Genomic DNA, 24,760 nt, shown 5'->3' with positions numbered 1-24,760 from the left:
AGCGCATCCTTGAGGCGAGAGACGATGACCTCCTTGAAAACCACGCCAGCGCCCAGTTCCACCGGGATCGAGGCCCGCTGTGCCGCAACCGGCATGCGGATGACCGAGCAGCGGCGGGTGATCGCCCGCGTGCTCGCTGAGGCCTCCGACCATCCCGACGTCGAAGAGCTGTATCGCCGCTGCGTGGCCGTCGACGACAAGATCTCGATCTCGACGGTGTATCGCACCGTGAAGCTGTTCGAGGACGCAGGGATCATCGAGCGTCACGATTTCCGCGAAGGCCGCGCGCGCTACGAGCAGATGCGCGACAGCCATCACGACCACCTGATCAATCTGCGCGACGGCAAGGTGATCGAATTCACCTCCGAGGAAATCGAGAAGCTGCAGGCGGAGATCGCCCGCCGTCTCGGCTACAAGCTCGTCGACCACCGGCTCGAGCTGTATTGCGTGCCGCTCGATGATGAGTCGAATGGCTAGCAACGCGGCTCCGGCGCTCGATCTCGTCATTTTCGATTGCGACGGCGTGCTGGTCGACAGCGAGGTGATCTCCTGTCAAACGCACGCCGACGTGCTCAGCCTGTGCGGCTATCCGATCACGGCGGAACAGGTGTTCGCGCGCTTTCTCGGCCGCTCCTCCAAGCAGGCGACGATGGAAGTCGAGGCCGAACTCGGCCGCAGCCTGCCCGAGGATTTCAACGCTCGGCTGCAGCAGCGGCTGTTCCACGCCTTCGAGCAGGATTTGCATCCCGTGGCGGGGATCACGGACGCGCTCGACGCCCTCGACATTCCCGTCTGCGTCGCCTCCTCCGGCTCGCATCAGAGGATGCGCGTCAGCCTCGGCGCCACCCGCCTGTATGACCGGCTCGCCCCGCACATCTTCTCGTCGTCCCAGGTCGAAAACGGCAAGCCGGCGCCCGACCTGTTCCTGTTCGCGGCCGCGCAGATGAATGCGCGGCCTGCGGCCTGCGTCGTGGTCGAGGACAGCATTGCCGGTATCCGGGGCGGCGTCGCCGCCGGCATGACGGTGCTCGGGTTTCATGGCGGCAGCCACTGCCGGACAGGCCATGCCGACGACCTCAGGGCCGCTGGCGCGACGCTGGTTTTCGACGATATGCGGCAATTGCCAATGATTCTCAGCCAGCTTGGCGAGAAAACCGCCTCGCTCGCTGGATTTTCGGCCCCCTAGCCTATATCTGAGCGCGGCGCCGCGATTGGCGCGCCTCCGACCGTATGCAAGGGTTCATGTCGTCGCCGCGCAAGCTGCACATCAAGTCCTATGGCTGCCAGATGAACGTCTACGATGCCCAGCGCATGGTGGACACGCTGGGCGCTGAGGGCTTCGTCGAGACCGCCGAGGCCGGCGACGCCGATCTCGTGATCCTGAACACCTGCCATATCCGCGAGAAGGCCTCCGAGAAGGTCTATTCCGAGCTCGGGCGGCTCAGGGTGGCGAAGGAGGAAGCGGCGAAGGCCGGCCGGACCATGCAGATCGCGGTCGCAGGCTGCGTGGCGCAGGCGGAAGGCGGCGAGATCATCGCCCGCGCGCCCACCGTCGACGTCGTCGTCGGCCCGCAGAGCTATCACCATCTGCCGCAACTACTGGCCCAGGCCCGCCGCGGCGAGCGCGCGATCGACACGGAATTCCCAGCCGAGGACAAGTTCGGCTTCCTGCCGAAGCCCAGCCGTGACGCCATTCGTGCGCGCGGCGTCTCGGCGTTCGTCACGGTGCAGGAGGGCTGCGACAAGTTCTGCACCTTTTGCGTCGTGCCCTACACGCGCGGCAGCGAGATGTCGCGGCCGGTGGCGCGGATCGTCGACGATGTCGTGCAGCTCACCGAGAGCGGAGTCCGCGAGATCACGCTGATCGGCCAGAACGTGAATGCCTACCACGGCGACGGTCCGGATGGACGAGCCTGGACGCTCGGCCACCTGCTGTACCGGATCGCCGAGATTCCGGGCGTGGCGCGCATCCGCTACTCGACCAGCCATCCCAACGACGTCGACGACAGCCTGATCGCGGCGCATCGCGACCTCCGGTCGGTGATGCCGTTCGTGCATCTTCCCGTGCAGTCGGGATCGGATCGCATCCTCGACGCGATGAATCGCAAGCACACCGCGGCTGAATACAGGAAAGTGGTCGACCGTTTCCGCTCCGCGCGCAGCGATATTGCATTCTCTTCGGACTTCATCGTCGGGTTCCCTGGCGAGACCGAGGAAGATTTTCGCGCCACCCTCGCGCTGATCGATCAAATCGGCTACGCTGCGGCCTATTCTTTCAAATATTCGCCGCGTCCGGGCACCCCGGCGGCGGACATGCAGGAGATGGTGTCAGCGACCGAGATGGACGAGCGATTGGAGCGACTCCAGAGCTTGATCGACAGCCAGCAAGCCGCCTTCAACAAGGCCGCGATTGGCTCGGTCGTCGACGTGCTGTTCGAACGCGCCGCGCGCAAGCCGGGTCAGCTGGTCGGACGCACGGCCTATCTGCAACCAGCCCATGTGATGGCGTCCCACGACATCATCGGCCAGGTGCTGCCGGTGCGCATCGACAGTCTCGAGCGCTACAGCCTGCTCGGCGAGCTCGTCACGCCCGGCGCCGCGCCCCGACCCGACGCCGCATCCCTCATGTCCATCGGAGGCTGAGCACTTGCCCAAGAGCGCATCGGATTCATCTTCCCTCGCTCCCAGCCGCAAGTTCGACCGCGACATGTCCATGCCCCCCGAGACCCAGGTCGTCATCGATTTCGACGACAACCGCGCCGCTTCCGCCCTGGTCGGCCCCTACGGCCAGAACCTCGCGCTGCTCGAGCGAAGGCTCGGCGTCGTCGTTGATTCCCGCGGCAACCACATCACCATCGGCGGCTCTCGCGACAGCTGCGACGCCGCGCGCCGCGTGCTGGAATCGCTGTATGCGCAGGCCGTGAAGGGACAGGATCTGTCGCAGGGCGACGTCGATGGCGCAATCCGTGCCGTGGTCGCGCAGGGCTCGCTGTTCGAGTTCGATCCGAAGAATGCGAAGAACGCCTTCGAGAGCATCAATTTGCGCAAGCGCCCGGTGCGCGCCCGCACCGCTGCGCAGGATTCCTACATCCGCGCGCTGAAGCGCCACGAGCTGGTGTTCGGCATCGGCCCGGCCGGCACCGGCAAGACCTGGCTCGCGGTGGCGCATGCCGCACAGCTGTTCGAGCGCAAGGAAGTCGATCGTATCATCCTGTCGCGCCCCGCCGTCGAAGCCGGCGAGCGGCTCGGCTTCCTGCCGGGCGATCTCCGCGAGAAGGTCGATCCCTACCTGCGCCCGATCTACGACGCACTGTACGACCTGATGGACGCGCGCGTCGTCGAGCGCGCGCTGCAGGCCGGCGAGATCGAGATCGCGCCGCTCGCCTTCATGCGCGGCCGCACTTTGACCAATGCTGCGATCATTCTCGACGAAGCGCAGAACACGACATCGATGCAGATGAAGATGTTCCTGACGCGCCTCGGCGAGAACAGCCGCATGATCATCACCGGCGATCCCTCGCAGGTCGATTTGCCGAACGGCCAGACCTCGGGACTGGCCGAGGCCGCGCGCCTGCTCGACGGTGTCGAGGGAATCGCACAGGTCAGGTTCACCGGCGAGGACGTCATTCGCCACGAATTGGTGGCACGCATCGTCGCCGCCTATGAGGGCCCGAAAGCCCGCTGACGAGAGCAAGCACGCCGATGGTCGCGTCGTTCCAGCGCCATCCGCACAGATATCGACCAGGATGCCACAAAGTCCCATTCCCATTACCGAGGTCATTGTCGCCGTCGATTGCTGGCAGGACCAGCCCGACGCCGAAGACGTCATACAACGCGCCATCCTCGCTGCCGCCGAGATGGTCGAGGCCGATGTCGGCGACGCCGAGATCGCGGTCATGCTGACGGACGATGCCGGCATCCGCACGCTGAACAGCAATTGGCGCGGGGTCGACAAGCCCACCAATGTGCTGTCGTTTCCTGCGCTGCAGCCGACCGGCCCGCGCAGCGACGACGACGCCCCGCGCATGCTCGGTGACATCGCCATCGCCTATGAGACGATGCGGCGCGAGGCCGACGACGAGCAGAAGCCGTTCGCGCATCATCTCAGCCACCTCACCGTGCACGGCTTCCTGCATCTGATCGGCTACGATCACGAAACGGACCACGAAGCCGAGGAGATGGAGGCGCTGGAGACCGAGATCCTGGCCCATCTCGGCATCCCCGATCCCTATGCCGACCGGGAACGGATCAATTGATCATGGCCGATTCCGAGCCCATCCACGACAATCCGCGCCAGACGCGCAATCTGCCGGCCGTGGTGCCGCCGGCCGAGCTCGGCCGCTCGGCCAGCGAGAACTGGCTGTTTCGCGCGTTGCGCAACCTGTTTGGCTGGAAGGGCGGCGGCTCCGTTCGCGACGATCTGCAGGTCGTGCTCGACGCCTCGACGCCCGACGACATCGGCTTTTCCGCGGTCGAGCGCACGCTCCTGCGCAACATCCTCGATCTGCACGAGCGGCGCATCGCCGACGTCATGGTGCATCGTGCCGACATCGTCGCCGTCCGGCGCGACATCACGCTCGGCGAGCTGATGAGCCTGTTCGAGAGCGCCTCGCATTCCCGCCTCGTCGTCTACAACGACACGCTCGACGATCCCGAGGGCATGGTGCACATCCGTGACCTGCTCGCCTACATGACCGCGCAGGCCCGCATCTCCGACGATGCAAAAGCCCGGCGCAAGAAGCCCCTGCCCGCCGGGCTCGACCTGAAGAGCGTCGAGCTGTCGATGCCGCTGTTCGAAGCCAACATCATCCGCAAGCTGCTCTACGTGCCGCCGTCGATGCGCGCCATCGACCTGCTGGCCCAGATGCAGGCCTCGCGCATCCATCTCGCGCTCGTGGTCGACGAATATGGCGGCACCGACGGGCTGGTGTCGATCGAGGACATCGTCGAGCAGATCGTCGGCGAGATCGACGACGAGCACGACAGCGACGAGCCGCCGGCGATCATGCGCCAGGCCGACAACGCCTTCATCGCCGACGCCCGCGCCAGCCTCGACGACGTGCGCCGGGTGATCGGCGAGGAGTTCGTGACCGGCGAGGCCGGCGAAGGCGTTGAGACCTTGGGCGGCTATCTCGTCAATCACGTCGGCCGGCTGCCGGTGCGCGGCGAGCTGATCTCCGGCCCAGGCAATTTCGAGGTCGAGGTGCTCGACGCCGATCCGCGCCGCGTCAAGCGGCTCAGAATCGCGCCGCGCAGGGAGCGGCCGACTCCACGCCCGCCGCGCGAGAGCCGGCGCCGCGAGGCGCTGCCCGACACAAGCACCCCGGCGGAGCCGCCGCAGCCCGCGGACAGCACTGCGCCGCCGCGCCAGGACGACACCAGCCCGCCCGCGCAGAATGACGGAGCGAGCTCCCAGTGATCCGCCTTTCCATGTTCCGCGGCCTCGCCCTCGGTGTCGTGCTCGCCTGGGGCTGGAAGCGCGCAGCGATTGCGCTCGCAGCCGGCGCCCTCTCGTCGCTGGCCATGGCTCCGTTCAATGCGTGGCCCGTGCTCGCGATCACCTTCCCGGTCCTGGTCTGGCTGATCGACGGCGCGGCTGCGGGACGGCGGCGCGGCATTCCCGCCGCAGCGCTGACCGGCTTCTGCTTCGGCATGGGCTATTTCGTGCCCGGCCTGTATTGGATCGGCAACGCGTTCCTGGTCGACGCGCAGACCTTCGCCTGGCTGATGCCGTTCGCCGTGCTCGGGCTGCCGGCCTATCTGGCGCTGTTTCCCGCCCTAGGCTTTGCCCTGGCGCGCCTGATCTGGACACGCGACTCCAGCCGCATCCTTGCGCTCGCGGTGTGCCTCACGGCCAGCGAATGGCTGCGCGGTCACGCGCTGACCGGCTTTCCCTGGAACACATTCGGCTATGCGCTGTCTCAGCCGCTGGCGCTGGCGCAATCGGCGTCGCTGATCGGGATCTGGGGCATGACGTTCCTCACGGTCGCGATCTTTGCCAGCCCTGCGGTCCTGATCGACGGCAAGGACTGGCGCGAGTGCTGGCGGGTGCCGGCCGCAGCATTTGCGCTCCTCGTTCTGATGGGCGTGTTCGGCGCGATCCGACTGGGATTGCATCCGACTGCCTTCGTCGCCGACCTCAAGCTGCGGATCATGCAGCCGAACCTGCAGCAGGACGTCAAATTCAACTACGGCGCCAAGGCCGACGTGATGCGGCGCTATCTGACGCTGTCCGACCGCGCCTCCGGCCCGAAGGCCACCGGCGTGCGTGACACCAATGTGCTGATCTGGCCGGAGTCGGCATTCCCGTTCTTCCTCACGCGGGAAGCCGACGCGATGGCGCAGATTTCCGACCTGCTGTCACCGGGCACGGTGCTCATCACCGGTTCGGTCCGCGCCCCGGATGGCCCGCGCAACGGTCCCATCACCCGCGCCTACAACTCGATCTACGTCATCGATCATGACGGCACGGTGTTGTCAGTCTACGATAAGCTTCATCTGGTTCCCTTCGGCGAATTCCTTCCATTCCAGGACTGGCTCGAACGGATCGGGCTGGAGCAGCTGACCAGGGTGCAGGGCGGCTTTATTGCTGGGACAACACGACGCAACCTGGACGTGCCACACGCTCCGCGTGTTCTTCCTTTGATCTGCTACGAAGCCATCTTCCCGCGTGATAGTGTCCCGAGTGAGGAACGGCCGGGCTGGATCGTCAATCTGACCAATGACGGATGGTTCGGCATCTCGACCGGTCCTCATCAGCATCTGCAGCAAGCGCAGTGGCGCGCGATAGAACAGGGGCTTCCATTAGTTCGATCTGCGAACACCGGCGTCTCCGCTGTGATCGATCCTGTTGGCCGTATCATCGCGCAATTGCCGCTGGGTGCAGAGGGCGTGCTCGATTCCATGCTGCCGGTTGCGCTGCAGCCGACGATCTACGCACGACTCAGCGACATCCCGGCTGCAATCCTGTTAGTGCTCGCCCTGAGCACCGTCGTTCGCAGACGTGTTGCTCAAAAGCTTCCCTGACGATCGCAAGATCTCGATTCTTTCCGGGTGCGTAAGATTTTTTTTGACAAGCAAAACCCCAAGTGTTGACAGATAGCTGCTGCAATTCGCATTCTCGCGCGGCAGCATGAACCGTCGAGTTCGTTACTCAGCTCTCGTTCGTTAGTACGACATGGGAGCTGAAATTGACGGTGTGAGCGCCTGAGGCATACTGCGACCGCCTCGTTCCGAGGCCCTGATCTAAGGAGTTGAGAGATGTCGACGAAAGCGCCCAACCCTGTTGACAAGCATGTCGGCAGCCGGGTGCGGATGCGCCGTATCATGTTGGGCATGAGCCAGGAAAAACTTGGTGAGGCTCTCGGTCTCACGTTCCAGCAGATACAGAAGTACGAAAAAGGCACCAATCGAGTCGGCGCCAGCCGGATTCAGCAGATCTCAGAGGTTCTGCAGGTCCCGGTCTCGTTCCTGTTCGAAGGCGTCCCGAGTGGTGGGACCAATGGTGAGGCTTTCGGCGAGGGCGCTTCCCCCGCCTATGTATCTGATTTTCTGGCAACCTCCGAAGGACTGGCGTTGACCCGCGCATTCACGCGGATCCACGATTCCAAGCTTCGGCGCAGCATCGTCGACCTGGTCGAGCAGATTGCAGATCGCGAGGCACCGGAAGAAGGCTAGCTGATGCGCCGGCGCTGACATTCCTATCGTGGTTACTCTCATATGAATGTCAGCGCCTCGGGGGGCCATGAGCTGAACCACGTCTTGCGAACGACGCCTTGGGCACGCGACGTTTCGCTTGACGAATGAGCCAATAGACAGTCCGGATCACGACACAGAGCGCGACGGCCTCCTTCGGGAAATGCTGTCGCGCTCTTCGTCATTTTGTGCACATGTGGCGCTCTGAACGCGCCAACGGCGGCTGCGCCGGAACCCGCCGGTCGCCCTCACCCGCTACCATTTCGTAACCCTGCAAAACTATTCGCAAAGAGCATGACCACCGCCAACAATCCGTTCGATAGTCGCACAATCCTCGAGGGCATCCGCCAGTGGGTAGAGATCGAGACACCGACCGAGGCGCCAGACCAGGTGAATCGGCTCGCCGATCTGGTCGCCAGCGGCTATCGCGGGCTCGATGCGACCATCGAACGGATTGCAGGGCGCGATGGCTGCGGCGACCACCTGGTTGCGCGATCGGGCTGGGGCCAGGACGCGCCGGGCATCCTCGTGCTCAGCCATCTCGACACGGTGCATCCGATCGGATTCATCCAGCGCCTGCCGTTCTCGATCGACGGCGACGTGGCCTACGGGCCCGGCATCTACGACATGAAAGGCGGCGCCTATCTTGCTTTTCACGCCTTCCGTGAGCTGTGCGCCAACGGCGAGAGATCGCCGCTCGGCATTACTCATTTGTTCGTCTCCGACGAAGAAATCGGAAGCCCGACCTCGCGCGCGCTGATCGAGGAGGAGGGCCGCAGGGCCAAGTATGTGCTCGTCACCGAACCGGCGCGCGACGGCGGCAAGATCGTCACCGGGCGCAAAGGTGTGGCGCGCTTCGACGTCGCGATCAAAGGCGTGCCGGCCCATGCCGGCGCGCGTCCGCAGGATGGACGCAGTGCGATCCGCGAACTCGCCAACGTCATTCATGCACTCGAGGCGCTCAACGATCCCGAGCGCGGCATCACCGTGAACGTCGGCGTCGTCCGCGGCGGGACCCGTCCGAACGTGATTGCGGAAGAAGCCTTCGCGGAAGTCGACGCGCGGCTGCCGAGCCCGGCGGATGCCGAGGAGATCGTGCCCAAGATCCTTGGGCTGAAGTCGCGTAGCGAGGGCGTGACGGTCGAGGTCCGAGGCGAGGTGAACCGGCCGCCTTACGTCAAGGGCAATGCCGGCGCGGCGCTGTTCGAACACGCGAGGTCGCTTGCGGAGGAGATCGGCTTCGAACTCGCCGACACCTACACGGGCGGCGGCTCCGACGGCAATTTCACCGCGCCGTTCACGGCGACGCTCGATGGCCTCGGCGTCGACGGCAAGGGCGCGCATACGCATTACGAGCAGATGTACATCTCGTCGATCGAGCCAAGGGCTCGCCTGCTTCACCGCCTCTATCAGACCCTGCGATGAGCACTGCCGACATCATGCCCGTTGACGACGATCACACCGACGCCGATGCCATGCATCGTCATGGCTCGTTCTTCGGCCGGCGCAAAGGCCACAAGCTGCGCGCGCACCAGGCGGATCTCGTCGAGAACCTGCTGCCGCACCTTGCCCTCGACCTTGCCGCTCCGGCCGATGACGTGCTGCCGACGCTGTACGATCCGCTGGTCGAGGCGCTGCGGCTGGAGATCGGATTCGGCGGCGGTGAACACCTCGCCGCCGAGGCCAAGGCGCATCCGGCCACCGGCTTCATCGGCTGCGAGCCCTACGTCAACGGCATGGCCAAGATCCTCGCCGCGATCGAAGCCGACAACATCGGCAACATCCGGCTGCTCGCGGGCGATGCGGCCGAACTGCTGGCCTGGCTGCCTGCACAATCGCTGCAGCGGATCGACCTGATTCATCCCGATCCCTGGCCGAAGCGGCGGCATTGGAAGCGGCGCTTCGTGCAGGATGCGACGATTGCCGCAATGGCGCGCGCGCTCAAGCCGGGTGGCGAATTCCGCTTCGTCAGCGACATCGCCGACTATTGCGACTGGACGCTATGGCACATGCTCCGCGCGCCCGATTTCGTCTGGACCGCGGAACGCGCCGACGACTGGCGCCTCCCTTGGCCCAACTACACGATGACGCGTTACGGGCGGAAAGCAACGCGCGAGGGTCGCGTCGCGAGCTACCTGATCTTCCGGCGTCGCTGAACGGGCTCAGTGCCGCGTCTGCCAGAATGCGACGACGCGCTCGGCGCGTCGACCATGCCAGCCGCGCATAGGCCAGCTTGATGGCCTCGATGTCGCGCTGCGCAGGAACGCGCTTCGGCCCGAGCCGAAGCTGGATCAGCGCATGCACCGTGTGCCATTCGAGTCCGATTGTTCGCCCGAGGATCAGCAGCAGATCGTGGCGATCACCGGAGACCAGCCGGTCCAACGTCGCGATCTTCAGCCCCGTCATCGCGGCGAGCGCGGAGATCGCCTGCCTGTCCGGCTTCACCACGTCGAACAGCCGCCGCTTAACGACATCGAGCGTGCCGGCCATCAGTTGCTTCAGATGATCGTCAGACAGGTCCGGCACGACGGGCACGGCGACATGATTCAAATTTAGACGATCTTGGTGAACGACCGGTTATCGGCCCGCGACCGCCGGCTCTGTCGCTCCGGATGCGATTGCCGGGCAAAATGGCGAGATCGGGCGTCGATTTGGCAGTTCCGCGGGCCGCTTTCAGCCGACACGACCCTTGCCGCGGGCCGGCAAAGCGGCTATATCAGCGCCATCAAACATCATCTCATATACGATCGCGTAGTGAGAGTGGGCCCCTCCGGACCCGCTCTTTTTTGTTACCTGGATCGCTCCGCCGAGGGCGCGATTGATCCGGTGAGCGCGGTCGGAGCGGCCAAACGGCCCAGACAAGCAAGACACGCGATCGACGCCTCGATGACGGAACCTACGTTCGCAACCGCTGACACCGACCTCCTGACCGAGCCCCGCCTCGTCGTCGAGCCGGGCGTTGCGGCGCGCGTGGCCGCGGTGGCGGATCCGGTGCTGCAGGGAATGGGTTACCGGCTGGTGCGGATCCGGATTTCCGGCGAGGCCGGCTGCACCGTGCAGGTGATGGCCGAACGTCCCGACGGTACGATGCAGATCGAGGATTGCGAAGCGGTGTCGCGGGCCCTGTCGCCCGTGCTCGACATCGCCGACCCGATCGACCGCGCCTATCGTCTCGAGATTTCGTCGCCGGGTATCGACCGGCCGCTGGTGCGCCGCTCCGATTTCGAGCGTCACATCGGCCATCTCGTCAAGATCGAGATGGCGGTGGCGCATCAGAACCGGAAGCGCTTCCGTGGCATCATCAAGGGCGTCGAAGGTGACGGCGTGCGCATCACCCGCGACGACGTCGCCAAGGACGTCGACCCCGATGTCGTGCTACCGATGACCGACATCGGCGATGCCAAGATGGTGCTGACCGACGAGCTGATCGCCGAGTCCATGCGCCGAGGCAAGGCCGCCGAGCGCGAAAGAAAGCGCGAGCTGGGCATCGCTCCGCCGCTGGCGCCGCACGCCAAGCCGGCCGCGCAGGCCAAGCCGAGGCCGAAAGCCAAGGACGGCACCAAGGACAGCAAGCCGGCCAAGAAGCCGCTGCCGACCAACACCAAGAAACATCGCCTCGCCGCCGACCGCGCGCGCAGAGGCGAGATCGATCCTGATTAGAGGAGACTAGACCCATGGCCGTCAGCGCCAACCGGTTGGAACTGCTGCAGATCGCCGACGCCGTCGCGCGCGAGAAGTCGATCGACCGCGGCATCGTGATCGCGGCCATGGAAGACGCGATCGCCAAGGCCGCCCGCGCCCGCTATGGCAGCGAGACCGACGTCCATGCCGAGATCGACCCGCGCAAGGGCGAGCTCCGGCTGTCGCGCCACATGCTGGTGGTCGAGAAGGTCGAAAACCCCTCCAACCAGATCTCGCTCGATGATGCCCGTCGCGCCAATCCGGGCGCGCAGATCGGCGACACCATTGCCGACACCTTGCCGCCGCTCGAGTATGGCCGCATCGCCGCGCAGTCGGCCAAGCAGGTCATCGTGCAGAAGGTGCGCGAGGCCGAGCGCGACCGGCAGTACCAGGAATTCAAGGACCGCATCGGCGACATCGTCAACGGCGTCGTCAAGCGCGTCGAATATGGCAGCGTGATCCTCGACCTCGGCCGTGGCGAGGCGATCATCCGCCGCGACGAAATGCTGCCGCGCGAGGTGTTCCGCAACGGCGACCGCGTCCGCGCCTATGTGTTCGACGTACGCCGCGAGACCCGCGGCCCGCAGATCTTCCTGTCGCGCACCCATCCGCAGTTCATGGCCAAGCTGTTCGCGCAGGAAGTGCCGGAAATCTATGACGGCATCGTCGAGATCAAGGCGGTCGCCCGCGATCCCGGCTCGCGCGCCAAGATCGGCGTCGTGTCGCGCGACTCCTCGGTCGATCCCGTCGGCGCCTGCGTCGGCATGCGCGGCTCGCGCGTGCAGGCCGTGGTGAACGAGCTGCAGGGCGAGAAGATCGACATCATTCCGTGGTCCCCTGATATCGCGACCTTCGTGGTTAACGCGCTGGCGCCGGCCGAAGTCGCCAAGGTCGTCATCGACGAGGACCGCGAGCGCATCGAGGTCGTCGTCCCCGACACCAACAACCAGCTGTCGCTGGCGATCGGCCGCCGCGGCCAGAATGTCCGCCTCGCTTCTCAGCTGACCGGCTGGGATATCGACATCCTCACCGAGCAGGAGGAATCGGAGCGCCGCCAGGCCGACTTCGAGAACTCGACCCGCGTGTTCATGGAATCGCTCAACGTCGACGAGGTCGTCGGTCAGCTCCTGGCGTCCGAAGGCTTCACCTCGGTGGAGGAATTGGCGCTGGTCGATCTGAAGGATCTCGCCGGCATCGAGGGCTTCGACGAGGAGACCGCGACCGAGCTGCAGACCCGCGCCCGCGAATTCCTGGAGCAGCAGGAGGCCGAGCTCGAGGCCAAGCGCAAGGAGCTGGGCGTCGAGGACGCGTTGAAGGACGTGCCCGGCGTCACCTCCAAGATGCTGGTCAAGTTCGGCGAGAACGACATCAAGACCGTCGACGACCTCGCCGGCTGCGCCACCGACGATCTGGTCGGCTGGGTCGAGCGCAAGGAAGGCGGCGAGTCCACCAAATTTGCCGGCTTCCTCGACGGCCTCGACGTGTCGCGTGACGATGCCGAGGCCATGGTGATGCAGGCCCGCGTCAAGGCCGGCTGGATCAGCGAAGCCGACTTGGCCAAGCCCGAGGCCGAAGACGAGGACGCCTCCGAAGGACAGCCTGCCTGACCCATGACGACAGCCGCGATGATCCCCGCCATGACGCTGCTGGCTTGAGATGAGGAGCCGCACCACCGCATGCTCGCTTTGGCCGACCCCGAGCTCGACAATGGACCGCGGACCGAAAAGTCCGCGACCATGCGCATGTGCGCGGTCAGCCGTGAGGTGCGGCCGATCGAGGAGCTGATCCGCTTCGTCGTGGGTCCAACGGGCGAGGTCGTGCCCGACATCAAGCGCAAGCTTCCGGGGCGGGGATTGTGGATCGCGGCCTCGAAGCCGGCGGTTGCGGAAGCGGTGCGGCGTCACCATTTCAGCCGAGGCTTCAAGGCGAACGTTCGCGTCCATCCGACACTTGCCGATGATCTGGAGGCCTTGCTGGTTCGCAGCGCGATCGAGGCCCTGGGAATCGCCGCCAAGGCCGGTCAGGTCGTATCGGGTTTTTCCAAGGTGGAAGCGGCGCTGTCGCAGCGGCAGTCCAGGGCCGGCCTGGCCGCCCTTCTCCACGCGTCGGACGGCGCCGCAGACGGAATTCGCAAGCTCGATGCCCTGGTGCGGCCGACCGATGGGGACGCCGACCAAGCCCTGCCATTTCCGATCATCTGCTGTCTCACTTCGGCAGAATTGGATTTGGCACTTGGGCGCTCAAATGTGATACATGCTGCCGTGCTCGCAGGCCCGGCGAGCAGGACATTCCTGTCGCGCAGCCAGACACTGGTCCGATACCGGTCGGCCGACGCTGACAAGAACGCCGGAACCGCGGCCACGAAATCTGCTTCGACTTCGAAGACATAGCGACGACGATTGCACGAATGGGACGGTGCGGCAGCCCCGCACGCAGGTAAACGAGATTAGGACGACTGAATGGCCGATCAAAACACTCCGGGCGACAAGAAACTCGGTGTCCCGAGCAAGACCTTGACGCTCAAGCCGCGCGTCGAGACTGGCACGGTACGTCAGAGCTTCCCACACGGCCGGAGCAAGCAGGTGGTGGTCGAGAAGCGCGGCACCAAGCGCCGCGTCGGCGATGGGGCGCCCGATGCGCCGCACGCGCCGGAGCCGACCGTCGCCAAGGCGCCGCCACCGCCGCCGCCGCCGAGCAACCGGCCATCGGGACCGCGTCCGTCCGGCTCTCAGCGCAGCGGCTCCGGCGTCGTTCTCCGCACCCTGACCGAAGACGAGCGTTCGGCGCGCGCCAGCGCGCTGGCCGACGCGCGGGTGCGCGACATGGAAGAGCGCCGCCAGGCCGAGGAAGAGGCTCGCCGCCGCGCCGAGCGCGAGGCTGCTGAACGCGCAGAGCGCGAGGCTGCCGAGGCGCGCCGCAAGGCCGAGGAAGAGCGTCACCGCCACGAAGAGGAAGCCAAGCGCAAGGCCGAGCTCGAAGCCAAGAAGCGCTTCGGCGAAGGCGAGGCGCCGCGTTCGGTACCGGCCGCCGCGACTGCGGCCGCCGCGCCGCAGCCGACCGCGACCGCTCCGGCCCGCCAGGCCCAGGCACCCGGCCGCCCGGTGGGTGCACCCGGCAGCCGGCCGCCGCAGATCGGTGGTCCGTCGCGGCCGCCCGGCACTCAGCCGGCAGGCGCCCGCCCTGCCGGAGCCCGTCCGGCCGGCGGCGGCCCGCTCGGCCGCGCGCCTGGCGTCGCAGCCGGTCCCGACGAGGATGAAGGTCCGCGCCAGATCCGCCGCGGCCCCGGTGGCGCCGCGCGTCCTGCGCCGCCGCCGAAGACCACGCACAAGCCCGGCCCGCAGAAGCAGCGCGGCCGCCTGACGGTCGTCACTGCGCTCACTGCCGACGACGTGCGCGAGCGCTCGATCGCTTCGTTCCGCCGCCGGACCCAGCGCCTCAAGGGCCACGCGGCCAATGAGCAGAAGGAGAAGCTCGTCCGCGAGGTGACGATCCCGGAAGCGATCACCATCCAGGAGCTCGCGAACCGCATGTCGGAGCGCGCGGTCGACGTCATCCGTCTGCTGATGCGCCAGGGCGCGATGCACAAGATCACCGACGTGATCGACGCCGATACCGCGCAGCTGATCGCCGAAGAGCTCGGCCACACCGTCAAGCGCGTCGCCGCCTCGGACGTGGAAGAGGGCCTGTTCGATATCGTCGACGACTCGTCCGACACGGAGCCGCGTTCGCCGGTCGTGACCGTGATGGGCCACGTCGACCACGGCAAGACCTCGCTGCTCGACGCACTGCGCCACGCCAACGTGGTCTCCGGAGAAGCCGGCGGCATCACTCAGCACATCGGCGCCTATCAGGTGACGGCGCCGGATTCCGGCAAGAAGATCACCTTCATCGACACGCCCGGCCACGCCGCGTTCACCGCGATGCGCGCCCGCGGCGCCAAGGTCACCGACATCGTCGTGCTGGTGGTCGCGGCCGATGACGGCGTGATGCCGCAGACGATCGAGGCCATCAACCACGCTAAGGCGGCGAAGGTGCCGATGATCGTGGCGATCAACAAGATCGACAAGCCCGACGCCCGTCCCGAGCGCGTCCGCACCGAGCTGCTCCAGCACGAGGTGCAGGTCGAGTCCCTGGGCGGCGAGGTCGTCGACGTCGAGGTGTCCGCGAAGAACAAGACCAATCTCGATCGTCTTCTGGAAATGATCGCGCTGCAGGCCGACATCCTCGACCTGAAGACCAATTCGGATCGTCCGGCCGAGGGCACCGTGATCGAAGCCAAGCTCGATCGCGGCCGTGGTCCGGTCGCCACCGTGCTGGTCCAGCGCGGCACGCTTCGCGTCGGTGACATCATCGTCGCCGGCGCCGAGATGGGCCGCGTCCGCGCGCTGATCTCCGACCAGGGCGAGACCCTGCAGGAGGCCGGCCCGTCGGTCCCGGTCGAGGTGCTCGGCTTCAACGGTCCGCCGGAAGCCGGCGATCGTCTTGCCGTGGTCGAGAACGAAGCCCGTGCCCGCCAGGTCACCAGCTACCGCGCGCACCAGAAGCGCGAGAACGCCGCGGCCTCGATCTCCGGCATGCGCGGCTCGCTCGAGCAGATGATGTCGCAGTTGAAGACCGCGGGCCGCAAGGAATTCCCGCTGGTCATCAAGGCCGACGTTCAAGGCTCGCTGGAAGCCATTCTCGGCTCGCTGGAGAAGCTCGGCACCGAGGAAGTCGCCGCCCGCATCCTGCATGCCGGCGTCGGCGGCATCAGCGAATCGGACGTGACGCTGGCCGAAGGCTTCAACGCCGCGATCATCGGCTTCTCGGTCCGAGCCAACAAGGAAGCCGCCGCGCTCGCCAAGCGCAACGGCATCGAGATCCGCTACTACAACATCATCTACGACCTCGTGGATGACGTGAAGAAGGCGATGAGCGGCCTGCTTGCGCCGACGCTGCGCGAGACCATGCTCGGCAATGCGCAGATCCTGGAGGTGTTCAACATCTCCAAGGTCGGCAAGGTCGCCGGCTGCCGCGTCACCGACGGCACCGTCGAGCGCGGCGCCAATGTCCGCCTGATCCGCGACAACGTCGTGGTTCACGAGGGCAAGCTGTCGACGCTGAAGCGCTTCAAGGACGAAGTGAAGGAAGTGCAGGCCGGCCAGGAATGCGGCATGGCCTTCGAGAACTACGGCGACATGCGTGTCGGCGACGTCATCGAGTGTTATCGCGTGGAGACCATTCAGCGCTCGCTGTAAGTCCGAATCCTACAGAGCGCGCTGCATTTTCAAGTGAGCGGCGATTCCGTGTGTCAGCGGAATCGCCGCCCGTCTTGAACTTTACCAAGCGTCGTTGAACTCAATCAGAATGATCCGTTCGCCCGCGCGCACGCCGGGCGACGATCCATTGGATTTTTTGCAAAATGCCTCGTCATCATCAGAGGGGAAGCACGGCTTCTTCCGGCGGCTCGCAGCGTCAGCTGCGCGTGGCCGAAACCGTGCGTCACGCTGTCGCCGACATTCTCAGCCAGGGTCACGCGCACGATCCGGACCTCGAGGGACACATCATTACGGTGCCCGAAGTCCGCATGTCGCCCGACCTCAAGCTTGCAACGATCTACATCATGCCGCTCGGCGGACGTGACACCGATGTCGTGCTCGCGGCGCTCGAGCGCAACAAGAAGTTCCTGCGCGGCGAGGTCGCGCGGCGCGTTAACCTGAAATTTGCACCTGACATCCGCTTCCGCGCGGACGAACGATTCGACGAAGCGGAACGGATCGAGAAATTACTGCGAACACCTGCGGTGCAACGAGACCTCCATTCGGATTCGGAAGAGAGCTGATGACCATCCCCCCCGAAACCGGCACTGTCGATACGCCTCACGCCGACACGAGCGCCGTCAACGTCAAAAAAAATCACGCCGCCGACGGGCGTCCGCGCGACAACAATGATCCGCGCAACAAGCAGCAACGCGGCAACCAGCCGCGCCGCGACCGGCGCGACGTGCATGGCTGGGTGGTGCTCGACAAGCCGATCGGCATGACCTCGACGCAGGCCGTCGCTGTCGCCAAGCGGCTGTTCCAGGCCAAGCGGGCCGGCCATGCCGGCACGCTCGATCCGCTCGCCTCCGGCGGCCTGCCGATCGCACTCGGCGAAGCCACCAAGACCGTCCCGTTCGTGATGGACGGCCGCAAGCGCTACCGCTTCACCGTCACCTGGGGTGAAGAGCGCGATACCGATGACACCGAGGGCCGCGTCGTCGAGACCAGCCCCAACCGCCCGGATGTCGCGGCGATCCGCGCCCTGCTGCCGCAATTTACCGGCCGCATCGAGCAGACCCCGCCACGCTATTCCGCGATCAAGATCCAGGGCGAGCGCGCCTACGACCTTGCCCGCGACGGCGAGGTGGTGGAATTGCAGCCGCGCCCCGTCGAGATCCACGAATTGACCCTCGTCGACCAGCCCGACGCCGATCATTCGGTGTTCGAGGCCGAGTGCGGCAAGGGAACCTATGTCCGGGCGCTGGCCCGTGACATGGGCCGAATCCTCGGCTGTTACGGCCATATCAGCGCGCTCCGGCGGACCCTGGTGGGTCCGTTTACCGAGAACGACATGATTCCGCTGGAACAGTTGGAGGCTTTGTGCAATAGAGCCGCGTCCGGTGAGGGAAGCCTCGCCGACGCACTCTTGCCCGTTGAGACCGCGCTGGACGACATCCCGGCACTGGCCGTCACTCGGGCTGATGCGGCAAGGCTCCATCGGGGCCAGGCCGTTTTGTTGCGCGGACGGGATGCGCCCCATAGTAGCGGCACAGTCTATGTCACGGTCGCAGGCCGCCTTCTGGCGCTTGCCGAAATTGGCAATGGCGAACTCATCCCCAAGCGCGTGTTCAACCTGACCGGACTGACTGCCAGCTCCGGTCGCAACGAAAGAGACTGACGATGTCGGTGACCGCAGAGCGCAAGGCGGAAATCATCAAGGCGAACGCCACCAAGGCCGGTGATACCGGTTCTCCGGAAGTGCAGGTTGCGATCCTGTCGGAACGCATCAACAACCTGACCAACCATTTCAAGACCCACGGCAAGGACAACCACTCCCGCCGCGGCCTCCTGAAGCTGGTGTCGACCCGCCGTTCGCTGCTGGACTACCTGAAGAAGAACGACGAGGCGCGCTACAAGGCGCTGCTCGAGAAGCACAACATCCGTCGTTGAGCTTCGACTTGGACTGAGCGCGCGCGAAGGTTTGCACGCGTTATCGGCATGATCCCGAGAGCGCCGTCCCGTTGCGGCGCTCACGAGTCCGGGATCATGCGGTCTGGCCAGACATCGGAAAGAAGCGGATACGCTTCCAAGCCCGCCCCTGCCCGGACCATGTAGTACGCTCAGCAGCAATCCGGCCGCTGGGCGTGACGGGCAAGGTGCCCGTTACTCACGAGAAGGATGGACGCCATCCGAGATGAAAAAACCATGGCAGGATCGCAGGGCGCTGATCGCAATCCAGCGCCCTGCCATCTTGCGCATGGTTTTTTTGTTTCTGGGGGTCTGCCTTCGATCATCTCATGAAAGAAGATACCCATGTTTACCAAGCATTCCGTCGAGATCGACTGGGGTGGACGTCCGCTCAAGCTTGAAACCGGCAAGATCGCCCGCCAAGCCGACGGCGCCGTCGTCGCCAGCTACGGCGAGACCGTCGTGCTCGCCACCGTGGTCGCCGCCAAGGCGCCGCGCGACGGCGTCGACTTCCTGCCGCTGACCGTCGACTACCAGGAGAAGGCCTACGCCGCGGGCCGCATCCCCGGCGGCTATTTCAAGCGCGAGGGCCGTCCGACCGAAAAGGAGACGCTGGTCTCCCGCCTGATCGACCGCCCGATCCGCCCGCTGTTCGTCGACGCCTGGCGCAACGAAACCCAGGTGATCGTGACCGTGCTGTCGCACGACATGGAGAACGATCCGGACATCGTGGCGCTGGTCGCCGCGTCCGCGGCGCTCACCCTCTCGGGCGTGCCGTTCAAGGGCCCGATCGGCGCCGCCCGCGTCGGCTTCGCCAATGACGAATACATCCTCAATCCGACCCTCGACGAGATGGCCGACACCCAGCTCGACTTGGTCGTCGCCGGCACCTCGGACGCCGTGCTGATGGTGGAATCGGAGGCCAAGGAGCTCAACGAGGACATCATGCTCGGCGCGGTGATGTTCGGTCACCGCCACTTCCAGCCGGTCATCAATGCGATCATCGAGCTCGCCGAGAAGGCCGCCAAGGATCCGCGCGACGTCGCGATCATCGACAACAGCGCGATCGAGAAGGAGATGCTCGGCATCGCCGAGCAGGACCTGCGCACCGCCTACGCGATTCCGATCAAGCAGCAGCGCTATGCTGCGGTCGGCGCCGTCAAGGAAAAGGTGATGGCCTACTTCTTCCCGGAAGGCCAGGAGCCGAAATACGACAAGCTCCGTGTCGCCGCCGTGTTCAAGGAGCTCGAGGCGAAGATCGTTCGCTGGAACATCCTGGACACCGGCAAGCGCATCGACGGCCGCGACGCCAAGACCGTGCGTAACATCGTCTGCGAGGTCGGCGTGCTGCCCCGCGCCCACGGTTCGGCGCTGTTCACCCGCGGCGAGACCCAGGCGCTGGTCGTGACCACGCTCGGCACCGGCGAGGACGAGCAGTACATCGACGCGCTGTCGGGAACGTACAAAGAGACGTTCCTGCTGCACTACAACTTCCCTCCCTACTCGGTCGGTGAGACCGGTCGCCTCGGCGGCACCAAGCGCCGCGAGATCGGCCACGGCAAGCTCGCCTGGCGCGCGATCCACCCGGTGCTGCCGCCGCACCACGAGTTCCCCTACACGACGCGCGTCGTGTCGGAGGTGACCGAGTCGAACGGCTCGTCGTCGATGGCCACCGTCTGCGGCTCGTCGCTGGCGCTGATGGATGCCGGCGTGCCGCTGAAGCGGCCGACCGCGGGCATCGCGATGGGCCTGATCCTGGAAGGCTCCCGCTTCGCCGTACTGTCCGACATCCTCGGCGACGAGGACCATCTCGGCGACATGGACTTCAAGGTCGCGGGCACCGAGAGCGGCATCACCTCGCTGCAGATGGACATCAAGATCGAGGGCATCACCGAGGAGATCATGCGCGTGGCGCTCGGCCAGGCGCGCGAGGGCCGCATCCACATCCTGGGTGAGATGTCCAAGGCGCTGACCAACGCGCGCGCCGAGCTCGGCGAATACGCGCCGCGCATCGAGACCTTCAAGATCCCGACCGACAAGATCCGCGAAGTGATCGGCACCGGCGGCAAGGTGATCCGCGAGATCGTCGAGAAGACCGGCGCCAAGGTCAACATCGAGGACGACGGCACCGTGAAGGTCGCCTCCAGCGACGGCGAGGCCATGAAGGCCGCCATCAAGTGGATCAAGTCGATCGCCTCCGATCCGGAGGTCGGCCAGATCTATGACGGCACCGTCGTCAAGGTGATGGAGTTCGGCGCCTTCGTGAACTTCTTCGGCACCCGCGACGGCCTCGTGCACATCTCGCAGCTCGCCGACAAGCGCGTGCAGAAGACCACCGACGTCGTCAAGGAAGGCGACAAGGTCAAGGTCAAGCTGCTCGGCTTCGACGACCGCGGCAAGACCCGGCTGTCGATGAAGGTCGTCGACCAGACCACCGGCGAGGACCTCGAGGCCAAGCAGAAGGACGCCCCCGCAGAGGCGCGTGAAGCCGCCGGCGAGTAAGCTGGCAAGTCATCGATGAGTGACGAAGGGCGGCTCTCGGGCCGCCCTTTTTGTTGTGAAACGCGGTCGAGCCGCGTCATTGCGGGTGTCAGCGAAGCAATCCATGGCCGCTTCCCGGCGCTCTGGATTGCTTCGTCGCTTCGCTCCTCGCAATGAGGGATGAGAGCGCGTAGGTTGCCTCTATCGCCTTGCCGGAGGTCACAGTCCATGTCCGAGCTCATGATCCGCGCGGCCCGCCCTGACGAGTATGACGCGATCGCGAGCCTCTGGATGGAGAGCTGGTGCTCGACCGGGCTGGATCATCCGAGCGAGACGTTGCTCGGCCTGCTGAAGCAGCGCGTGCCGCGCGAGGTGGCCGGCGGCTGGAGCCTCTATGTCGCCGACGACGGCGGCACGCTCGCAGCGATGCTCGCGATCCAGGTCGAGCGGCTCTATCTCGACCAGCTGATGATTTCGCCGTCCTATCAGGGCCGCTCGCTCGGTCGTCGCCTGCTCGCGTTCACACGGGAGATCCTGCCAGACGAGATCTGGCTGCGCTGCGCCGAGGGCAACGAGAAGGCATGGCGCTGGTACGAGCGCGAAGGCTTCGTGCTGGAGAAAACGGAAGTCGATCCCGTGCACGGCCGGATGATGAAGTATTATCGCTGGAAGAGCTGAAGCCTGACCCGAGCCTGATCGCGTTGCGCGCACCACCGCGCGCTTGCGCGTGTGGCCTGAAAGGCATTGCGCGGGCGGTTCCGGGAGAACTAGGCTTGGGTTCCCGACGGCCTCCGCCGTTCTCGAACCGTACCATTGTCCGCGTTGCTCATGCTGATTCGTCGCCTCGCCGTCGCCCTCCTCGCCTTCACTCTCATTCAGCCCTCGTTGGCTCAGGTCCCACCCGGACCTGCTCCCGCGACCAAACCGCCGGCTGCCGCGAAGAAGCCGGCCGGCAAGACGGCGACGCCGAAACCGCCGACGGCTGTCGACAGCGGCCCTTGCGACACAGGCGTGATCGCTGCGCTGGGCGACAGCTTTACGGTGCAGAAGAACGGCCTCACCCGGATGACCAATGACTATGCGGAGGTCCCGGTAGCCTGGGGATTTGACGATCTCGTCTTTGCGCGGGTGAGAGCCGTTGCCGGTGATGCCGGCGTTCGCCGTCTCATCGTTCCCAAAGGAACATTCGACACCTACTATCAATCCCCGCCGATCAAAGCCGAGAATGGAAGGCTGGCTCCTCTTGTCAGGAAGCTCGCGGAGTCGGCGCGCTGCACCCGCTATCTTGTCGTCACCCGTCGAACCGACAGCGAACCCTCCACCAATGACGAGGTGACAGGAATCGGTGTCATCAATCGCGGCGAAGGCTTCGGGCGCTACACGCACGTCTTCGTCATGATGGACATCCAGCTGTATGACGGGACGACGTTCGAAGCCCGCGAGCCTGCGACGAGCTCGAAATCGTTCCTCTCGCGACTAACGTCGGGCGTCGGCCCGCCCTCTCACGCCGGCGACGTTGACAACGCCAACTTTCCCGCTGCGCCGCCGGATGCCGCCACCAACACCGTGCTGCGCGACATGGCGCGTTCGATGCTCAAGTTCCGCCTCGATCAGCGATTGCCGGCCTATTTCGGGCGTGAGTGAGTCTGTCTCGTCGGCCGGCGACCGTCGAACGGGTCTCGGTCATATCCTGATCTTGAGAGTCGCAAAACCCGACTGCTGGACCAGTCCCGACGGCGTCGCGCTGAGACCATAGCGGATACTGACATCGAGCCGGTCGTTGCCGGCGGCGACCAGACCCAGGCCGGCCGAGTAGATCCAGGGCGAAAGGGCAAGGCCGCTGGTCGTGAAACTGTCTCCACCGCCCGAGAACGCCGCGCCGATCTTCAGCCGTTGATTCAATGCATCGTAGCCGACGCCCAGATCTCCGGTGACCCGGACCTTCTCGGCAATCTGATAGACCGCCTTCAGCCCGGCGGTGGTCGTGAGGTTCTGATAGCGTTGTGCATCGACATTGAGGCTGAATCCGCCGGCGCCGTTTTCGCGGTAACCGTCGCTGCTGACGATGCCATAGTCGATGCGGAGCGTGGGGATGAGCCAGACCTTGTCCTGGACCGGAATGCGCGTCTTCGCGCCGATACCGGCATGACCGGTATAGGACCGATAGCTGCCCGCAGCGGTCGCGTTCATGAAGCTCAGCGACCGGCTTTCGCCATTGTCGCTGTATCCGCCGTCGAGCTGATAGTCGAACGCGACGTCGCGGCTGACGGCGTAGGCGCCGTAGAGGCCGAGCTGATAGGATGAGACCGACAGGCGGTTTGGGACGGCGTCCTCGCTTCCGGTGATCGTCTGGCGCGAATAGGCGGCAACACCGCCGATCAGGGCGTGAGGCGAGATCACGGCATCGGCGCCGAACGCGAGGCCGCCACCGGAGGCATGATAGCCCGGGACGCCATCGCGCGCAGACTGTTGCGCGGTGCCACCGAGCGGCTGCATCCAGACGTTTCGACCGGCCGCATCGCTCAGGCTGCCGATCCCGTCGAGCCGGTTGGCCACCGTCTTCCAGACCTCGCGCTGCGTCACATAGGTCGCCTGGGAGGCGGCGCCGGTCAGCACCGGCAACGTCTGCATCACCGCATTGCCAAGCGACGCTCCGCTGAGGCCGTCGAGCGCGGCGAATCCCGGCACCATCGAACCGCTCCAGCCCGCGGGCGTCATGGACAGCCGGTACAGCGCGTCAGCCGCTTCGAGGCCGACGCGACCGCCGGCGGCCCGCAGCGTCTCGCCGTAGGGCTGGATCAGCGACATCGTCGCCCAATTTCCGGTGAGGCTGCCCGTGAGATCATAGGTCGACGCGACCATCTGCGCGCCGGAGGCGTTGCCGCTGGCCGCGCCATAGAGGCTCGTCAGATTGCCGCGCGACAGCGTGTTGAACAGCACGCTGCCTTCGGGCGTGACCGAACCGAGCAACGTAAAGGCGCCGGCGCCGCTGCCGACCGGGGCCACGCCCGCACCCCAGAAATAGCCGTTCTGATAGTTGGTGATGACGAACCGGCCGGGCGCCTGCGTGCCGAACAGCGCCGGGCTCGCGATGCGCCAGGGGGTGCCGGCCGTCCACGCCCATTGCGGCACCGAATTGGCCGGCACGGGCGCCGACGGTGGTGGTGTGAAGGTGGCGGGATCGTAGGGCAGCATATAGGCCCAATGCGTCACCAGCAGCGTGTCGCCGGTGATCATCTGCATTTCCATGCTGGTGACGCCGTTCACCGAGCGCATATAGCCCAACCCGACTGTCGCGGCGCCGCCACCCGTCGGCGTGAACAGCATGGTGATCTGTCCGGCGGTCGTCACGAAGCCCTGGATCGTCGAGGTGTCGGTCAACAGCGCCGGGCCAATCCTGAGCTGCGCGACGCTGGTCCCGGTGAAGGCGCCGTTGGTCGCGGTGCCCAAGGTCCACAATGTCTGGTCGCCGATCGGGATCGGGTTGCTGAAACCCGTCTTCGGCGACATGTAGGCCAGCAGTTGGGCTGTCGGCACATACCAGTTAGTATTGGAGATCGTGGAATCCCAGACATTCGACTGCGCCCGTGCCGGGCACCCCGCACCGAACGTCATCGCAGTCATCGCGCACAGAGCGACGACGCAGGATATCGCATGCAGCATCATCGCCCCCACGACTTTGCCTGGCTGACGGC

At 65.7% G+C, this 24,760-nt stretch carries 21 protein-coding genes and 1 pseudogene; 20 read left to right on the top strand and 2 right to left on the bottom strand.

Annotation, left to right across the window (positions count from 1 at the left end):
• Positions 1-24 precede the first annotated feature (24 nt).
• From ACQR1Y_RS08765 to trmB, 10 genes are all read left to right on the top strand, one after another.
• On the top strand, positions 25-477 hold the full coding sequence (locus tag ACQR1Y_RS08765; protein WP_434858080.1) for a Fur family transcriptional regulator: 453 nt from the start codon (positions 25-27) through the stop codon (positions 475-477).
• Positions 470-1,186, top strand: a complete 717-nt coding sequence (locus ACQR1Y_RS08760) for an HAD family hydrolase (RefSeq protein WP_434858079.1) — start codon at positions 470-472, stop codon at positions 1,184-1,186. Before ACQR1Y_RS08765 ends, ACQR1Y_RS08760 begins: the two co-directional genes overlap by 8 nt.
• Before the next feature lie 56 nt (positions 1,187-1,242).
• Entirely contained in the window at positions 1,243-2,643 is a 1,401-nt protein-coding gene (gene miaB, locus ACQR1Y_RS08755) for a tRNA (N6-isopentenyl adenosine(37)-C2)-methylthiotransferase MiaB (RefSeq protein ID WP_434876283.1), read from the top strand.
• Between the two features lie 64 nt (positions 2,644-2,707).
• On the top strand, positions 2,708-3,685 hold the full coding sequence (locus ACQR1Y_RS08750; RefSeq protein WP_434858077.1) for a PhoH family protein: 978 nt from the start codon (positions 2,708-2,710) through the stop codon (positions 3,683-3,685).
• A gap of 61 nt (positions 3,686-3,746) precedes the next feature.
• A complete protein-coding gene (gene ybeY / locus ACQR1Y_RS08745) occupies positions 3,747-4,256 on the top strand; it encodes an rRNA maturation RNase YbeY (protein WP_434876284.1) in 510 nt (169 codons plus the stop codon).
• A 2-nt stretch (positions 4,257-4,258) separates the two neighbouring features.
• Complete coding sequence (locus ACQR1Y_RS08740) at positions 4,259-5,419, top strand: hemolysin family protein (RefSeq protein ID WP_434858075.1); 1,161 nt, start codon at positions 4,259-4,261, stop codon at positions 5,417-5,419.
• A complete protein-coding gene (lnt, locus tag ACQR1Y_RS08735) occupies positions 5,416-7,026 on the top strand; it encodes an apolipoprotein N-acyltransferase (protein ID WP_434876285.1) in 1,611 nt (536 codons plus the stop codon). Before ACQR1Y_RS08740 ends, lnt begins: the two co-directional genes overlap by 4 nt.
• Positions 7,027-7,260: 234 nt before the next feature.
• Positions 7,261-7,677, top strand: a complete 417-nt coding sequence (locus tag ACQR1Y_RS08730) for a helix-turn-helix domain-containing protein (RefSeq protein WP_006615449.1) — start codon at positions 7,261-7,263, stop codon at positions 7,675-7,677.
• Between the two features lie 312 nt (positions 7,678-7,989).
• Positions 7,990-9,120 carry a M20 family metallopeptidase gene (locus tag ACQR1Y_RS08725; protein ID WP_434876286.1) on the top strand — a complete coding sequence of 377 codons (1,131 nt, stop codon included), beginning with the start codon at positions 7,990-7,992 and terminating at the stop codon, positions 9,118-9,120.
• A complete protein-coding gene (gene trmB / locus ACQR1Y_RS08720) occupies positions 9,117-9,851 on the top strand; it encodes a tRNA (guanosine(46)-N7)-methyltransferase TrmB (protein WP_434876287.1) in 735 nt (244 codons plus the stop codon). The genes ACQR1Y_RS08725 and trmB overlap by 4 nt, the downstream gene beginning before the upstream one ends.
• Before the next feature lie 100 nt (positions 9,852-9,951).
• Here the strand turns inward: trmB and ACQR1Y_RS08715 are convergent.
• A pseudogene (locus ACQR1Y_RS08715) lies at positions 9,952-10,101 on the bottom strand (DUF2336 domain-containing protein); the annotation flags it as partial.
• Between the two features lie 480 nt (positions 10,102-10,581).
• Here ACQR1Y_RS08715 and rimP point away from each other — a divergent pair.
• The 10 genes from rimP to ACQR1Y_RS08665 all read left to right on the top strand — a co-directional run bounded on the left by rimP (position 10,582) and on the right by ACQR1Y_RS08665 (position 22,709).
• Entirely contained in the window at positions 10,582-11,355 is a 774-nt protein-coding gene (rimP, locus tag ACQR1Y_RS08710; RefSeq protein WP_434876342.1) for a ribosome maturation factor RimP, read from the top strand.
• A gap of 14 nt (positions 11,356-11,369) precedes the next feature.
• A complete protein-coding gene (nusA, locus tag ACQR1Y_RS08705) occupies positions 11,370-12,983 on the top strand; it encodes a transcription termination factor NusA (protein ID WP_434858070.1) in 1,614 nt (537 codons plus the stop codon).
• 69 nt (positions 12,984-13,052) lie between these two features.
• Complete coding sequence (locus ACQR1Y_RS08700; protein WP_434876288.1) at positions 13,053-13,766, top strand: RNA-binding protein; 714 nt, start codon at positions 13,053-13,055, stop codon at positions 13,764-13,766.
• Between the two features lie 69 nt (positions 13,767-13,835).
• Positions 13,836-16,613 carry a translation initiation factor IF-2 gene (gene infB / locus ACQR1Y_RS08695; RefSeq protein ID WP_434858068.1) on the top strand — a complete coding sequence of 926 codons (2,778 nt, stop codon included), beginning with the start codon at positions 13,836-13,838 and terminating at the stop codon, positions 16,611-16,613.
• 164 nt (positions 16,614-16,777) lie between these two features.
• Positions 16,778-17,197 carry a 30S ribosome-binding factor RbfA gene (gene rbfA / locus ACQR1Y_RS08690; RefSeq protein ID WP_434858067.1) on the top strand — a complete coding sequence of 140 codons (420 nt, stop codon included), beginning with the start codon at positions 16,778-16,780 and terminating at the stop codon, positions 17,195-17,197.
• On the top strand, positions 17,197-18,294 hold the full coding sequence (gene truB, locus ACQR1Y_RS08685) for a tRNA pseudouridine(55) synthase TruB (RefSeq protein WP_434876289.1): 1,098 nt from the start codon (positions 17,197-17,199) through the stop codon (positions 18,292-18,294). Before rbfA ends, truB begins: the two co-directional genes overlap by 1 nt.
• Before the next feature lie 2 nt (positions 18,295-18,296).
• Positions 18,297-18,566, top strand: coding sequence for a 30S ribosomal protein S15 (gene rpsO / locus ACQR1Y_RS08680; protein ID WP_006608909.1), 270 nt, complete (start codon positions 18,297-18,299; stop codon positions 18,564-18,566).
• Between the two features lie 363 nt (positions 18,567-18,929).
• Positions 18,930-21,086, top strand: coding sequence for a polyribonucleotide nucleotidyltransferase (gene pnp, locus ACQR1Y_RS08675; RefSeq protein ID WP_434858065.1), 2,157 nt, complete (start codon positions 18,930-18,932; stop codon positions 21,084-21,086).
• Between the two features lie 207 nt (positions 21,087-21,293).
• Complete coding sequence (locus ACQR1Y_RS08670) at positions 21,294-21,743, top strand: GNAT family N-acetyltransferase (protein WP_434858064.1); 450 nt, start codon at positions 21,294-21,296, stop codon at positions 21,741-21,743.
• 150 nt (positions 21,744-21,893) lie between these two features.
• Positions 21,894-22,709 (top strand): hypothetical protein, encoded by an 816-nt coding sequence (locus ACQR1Y_RS08665; protein ID WP_434876290.1) that lies wholly within the window; start codon positions 21,894-21,896, stop codon positions 22,707-22,709.
• 39 nt (positions 22,710-22,748) lie between these two features.
• On the opposite strand, the gene ACQR1Y_RS08660 is transcribed toward ACQR1Y_RS08665, so the two are convergent.
• On the bottom strand, positions 22,749-24,680 hold the full coding sequence (locus ACQR1Y_RS08660; protein WP_434876291.1) for an autotransporter outer membrane beta-barrel domain-containing protein: 1,932 nt from the start codon (positions 24,678-24,680) through the stop codon (positions 22,749-22,751).
• Positions 24,681-24,760 lie beyond the last annotated feature (80 nt).

The organism is Bradyrhizobium sp. HKCCYLRH3099 (genome assembly GCF_051167855.1).
Classification (GTDB): Bacteria; Pseudomonadota; Alphaproteobacteria; order Rhizobiales; family Xanthobacteraceae; genus Bradyrhizobium.
Note: the sequence above shows the minus strand (reverse complement) of the source record. Positions and strands in the feature narration are given on the sequence as shown.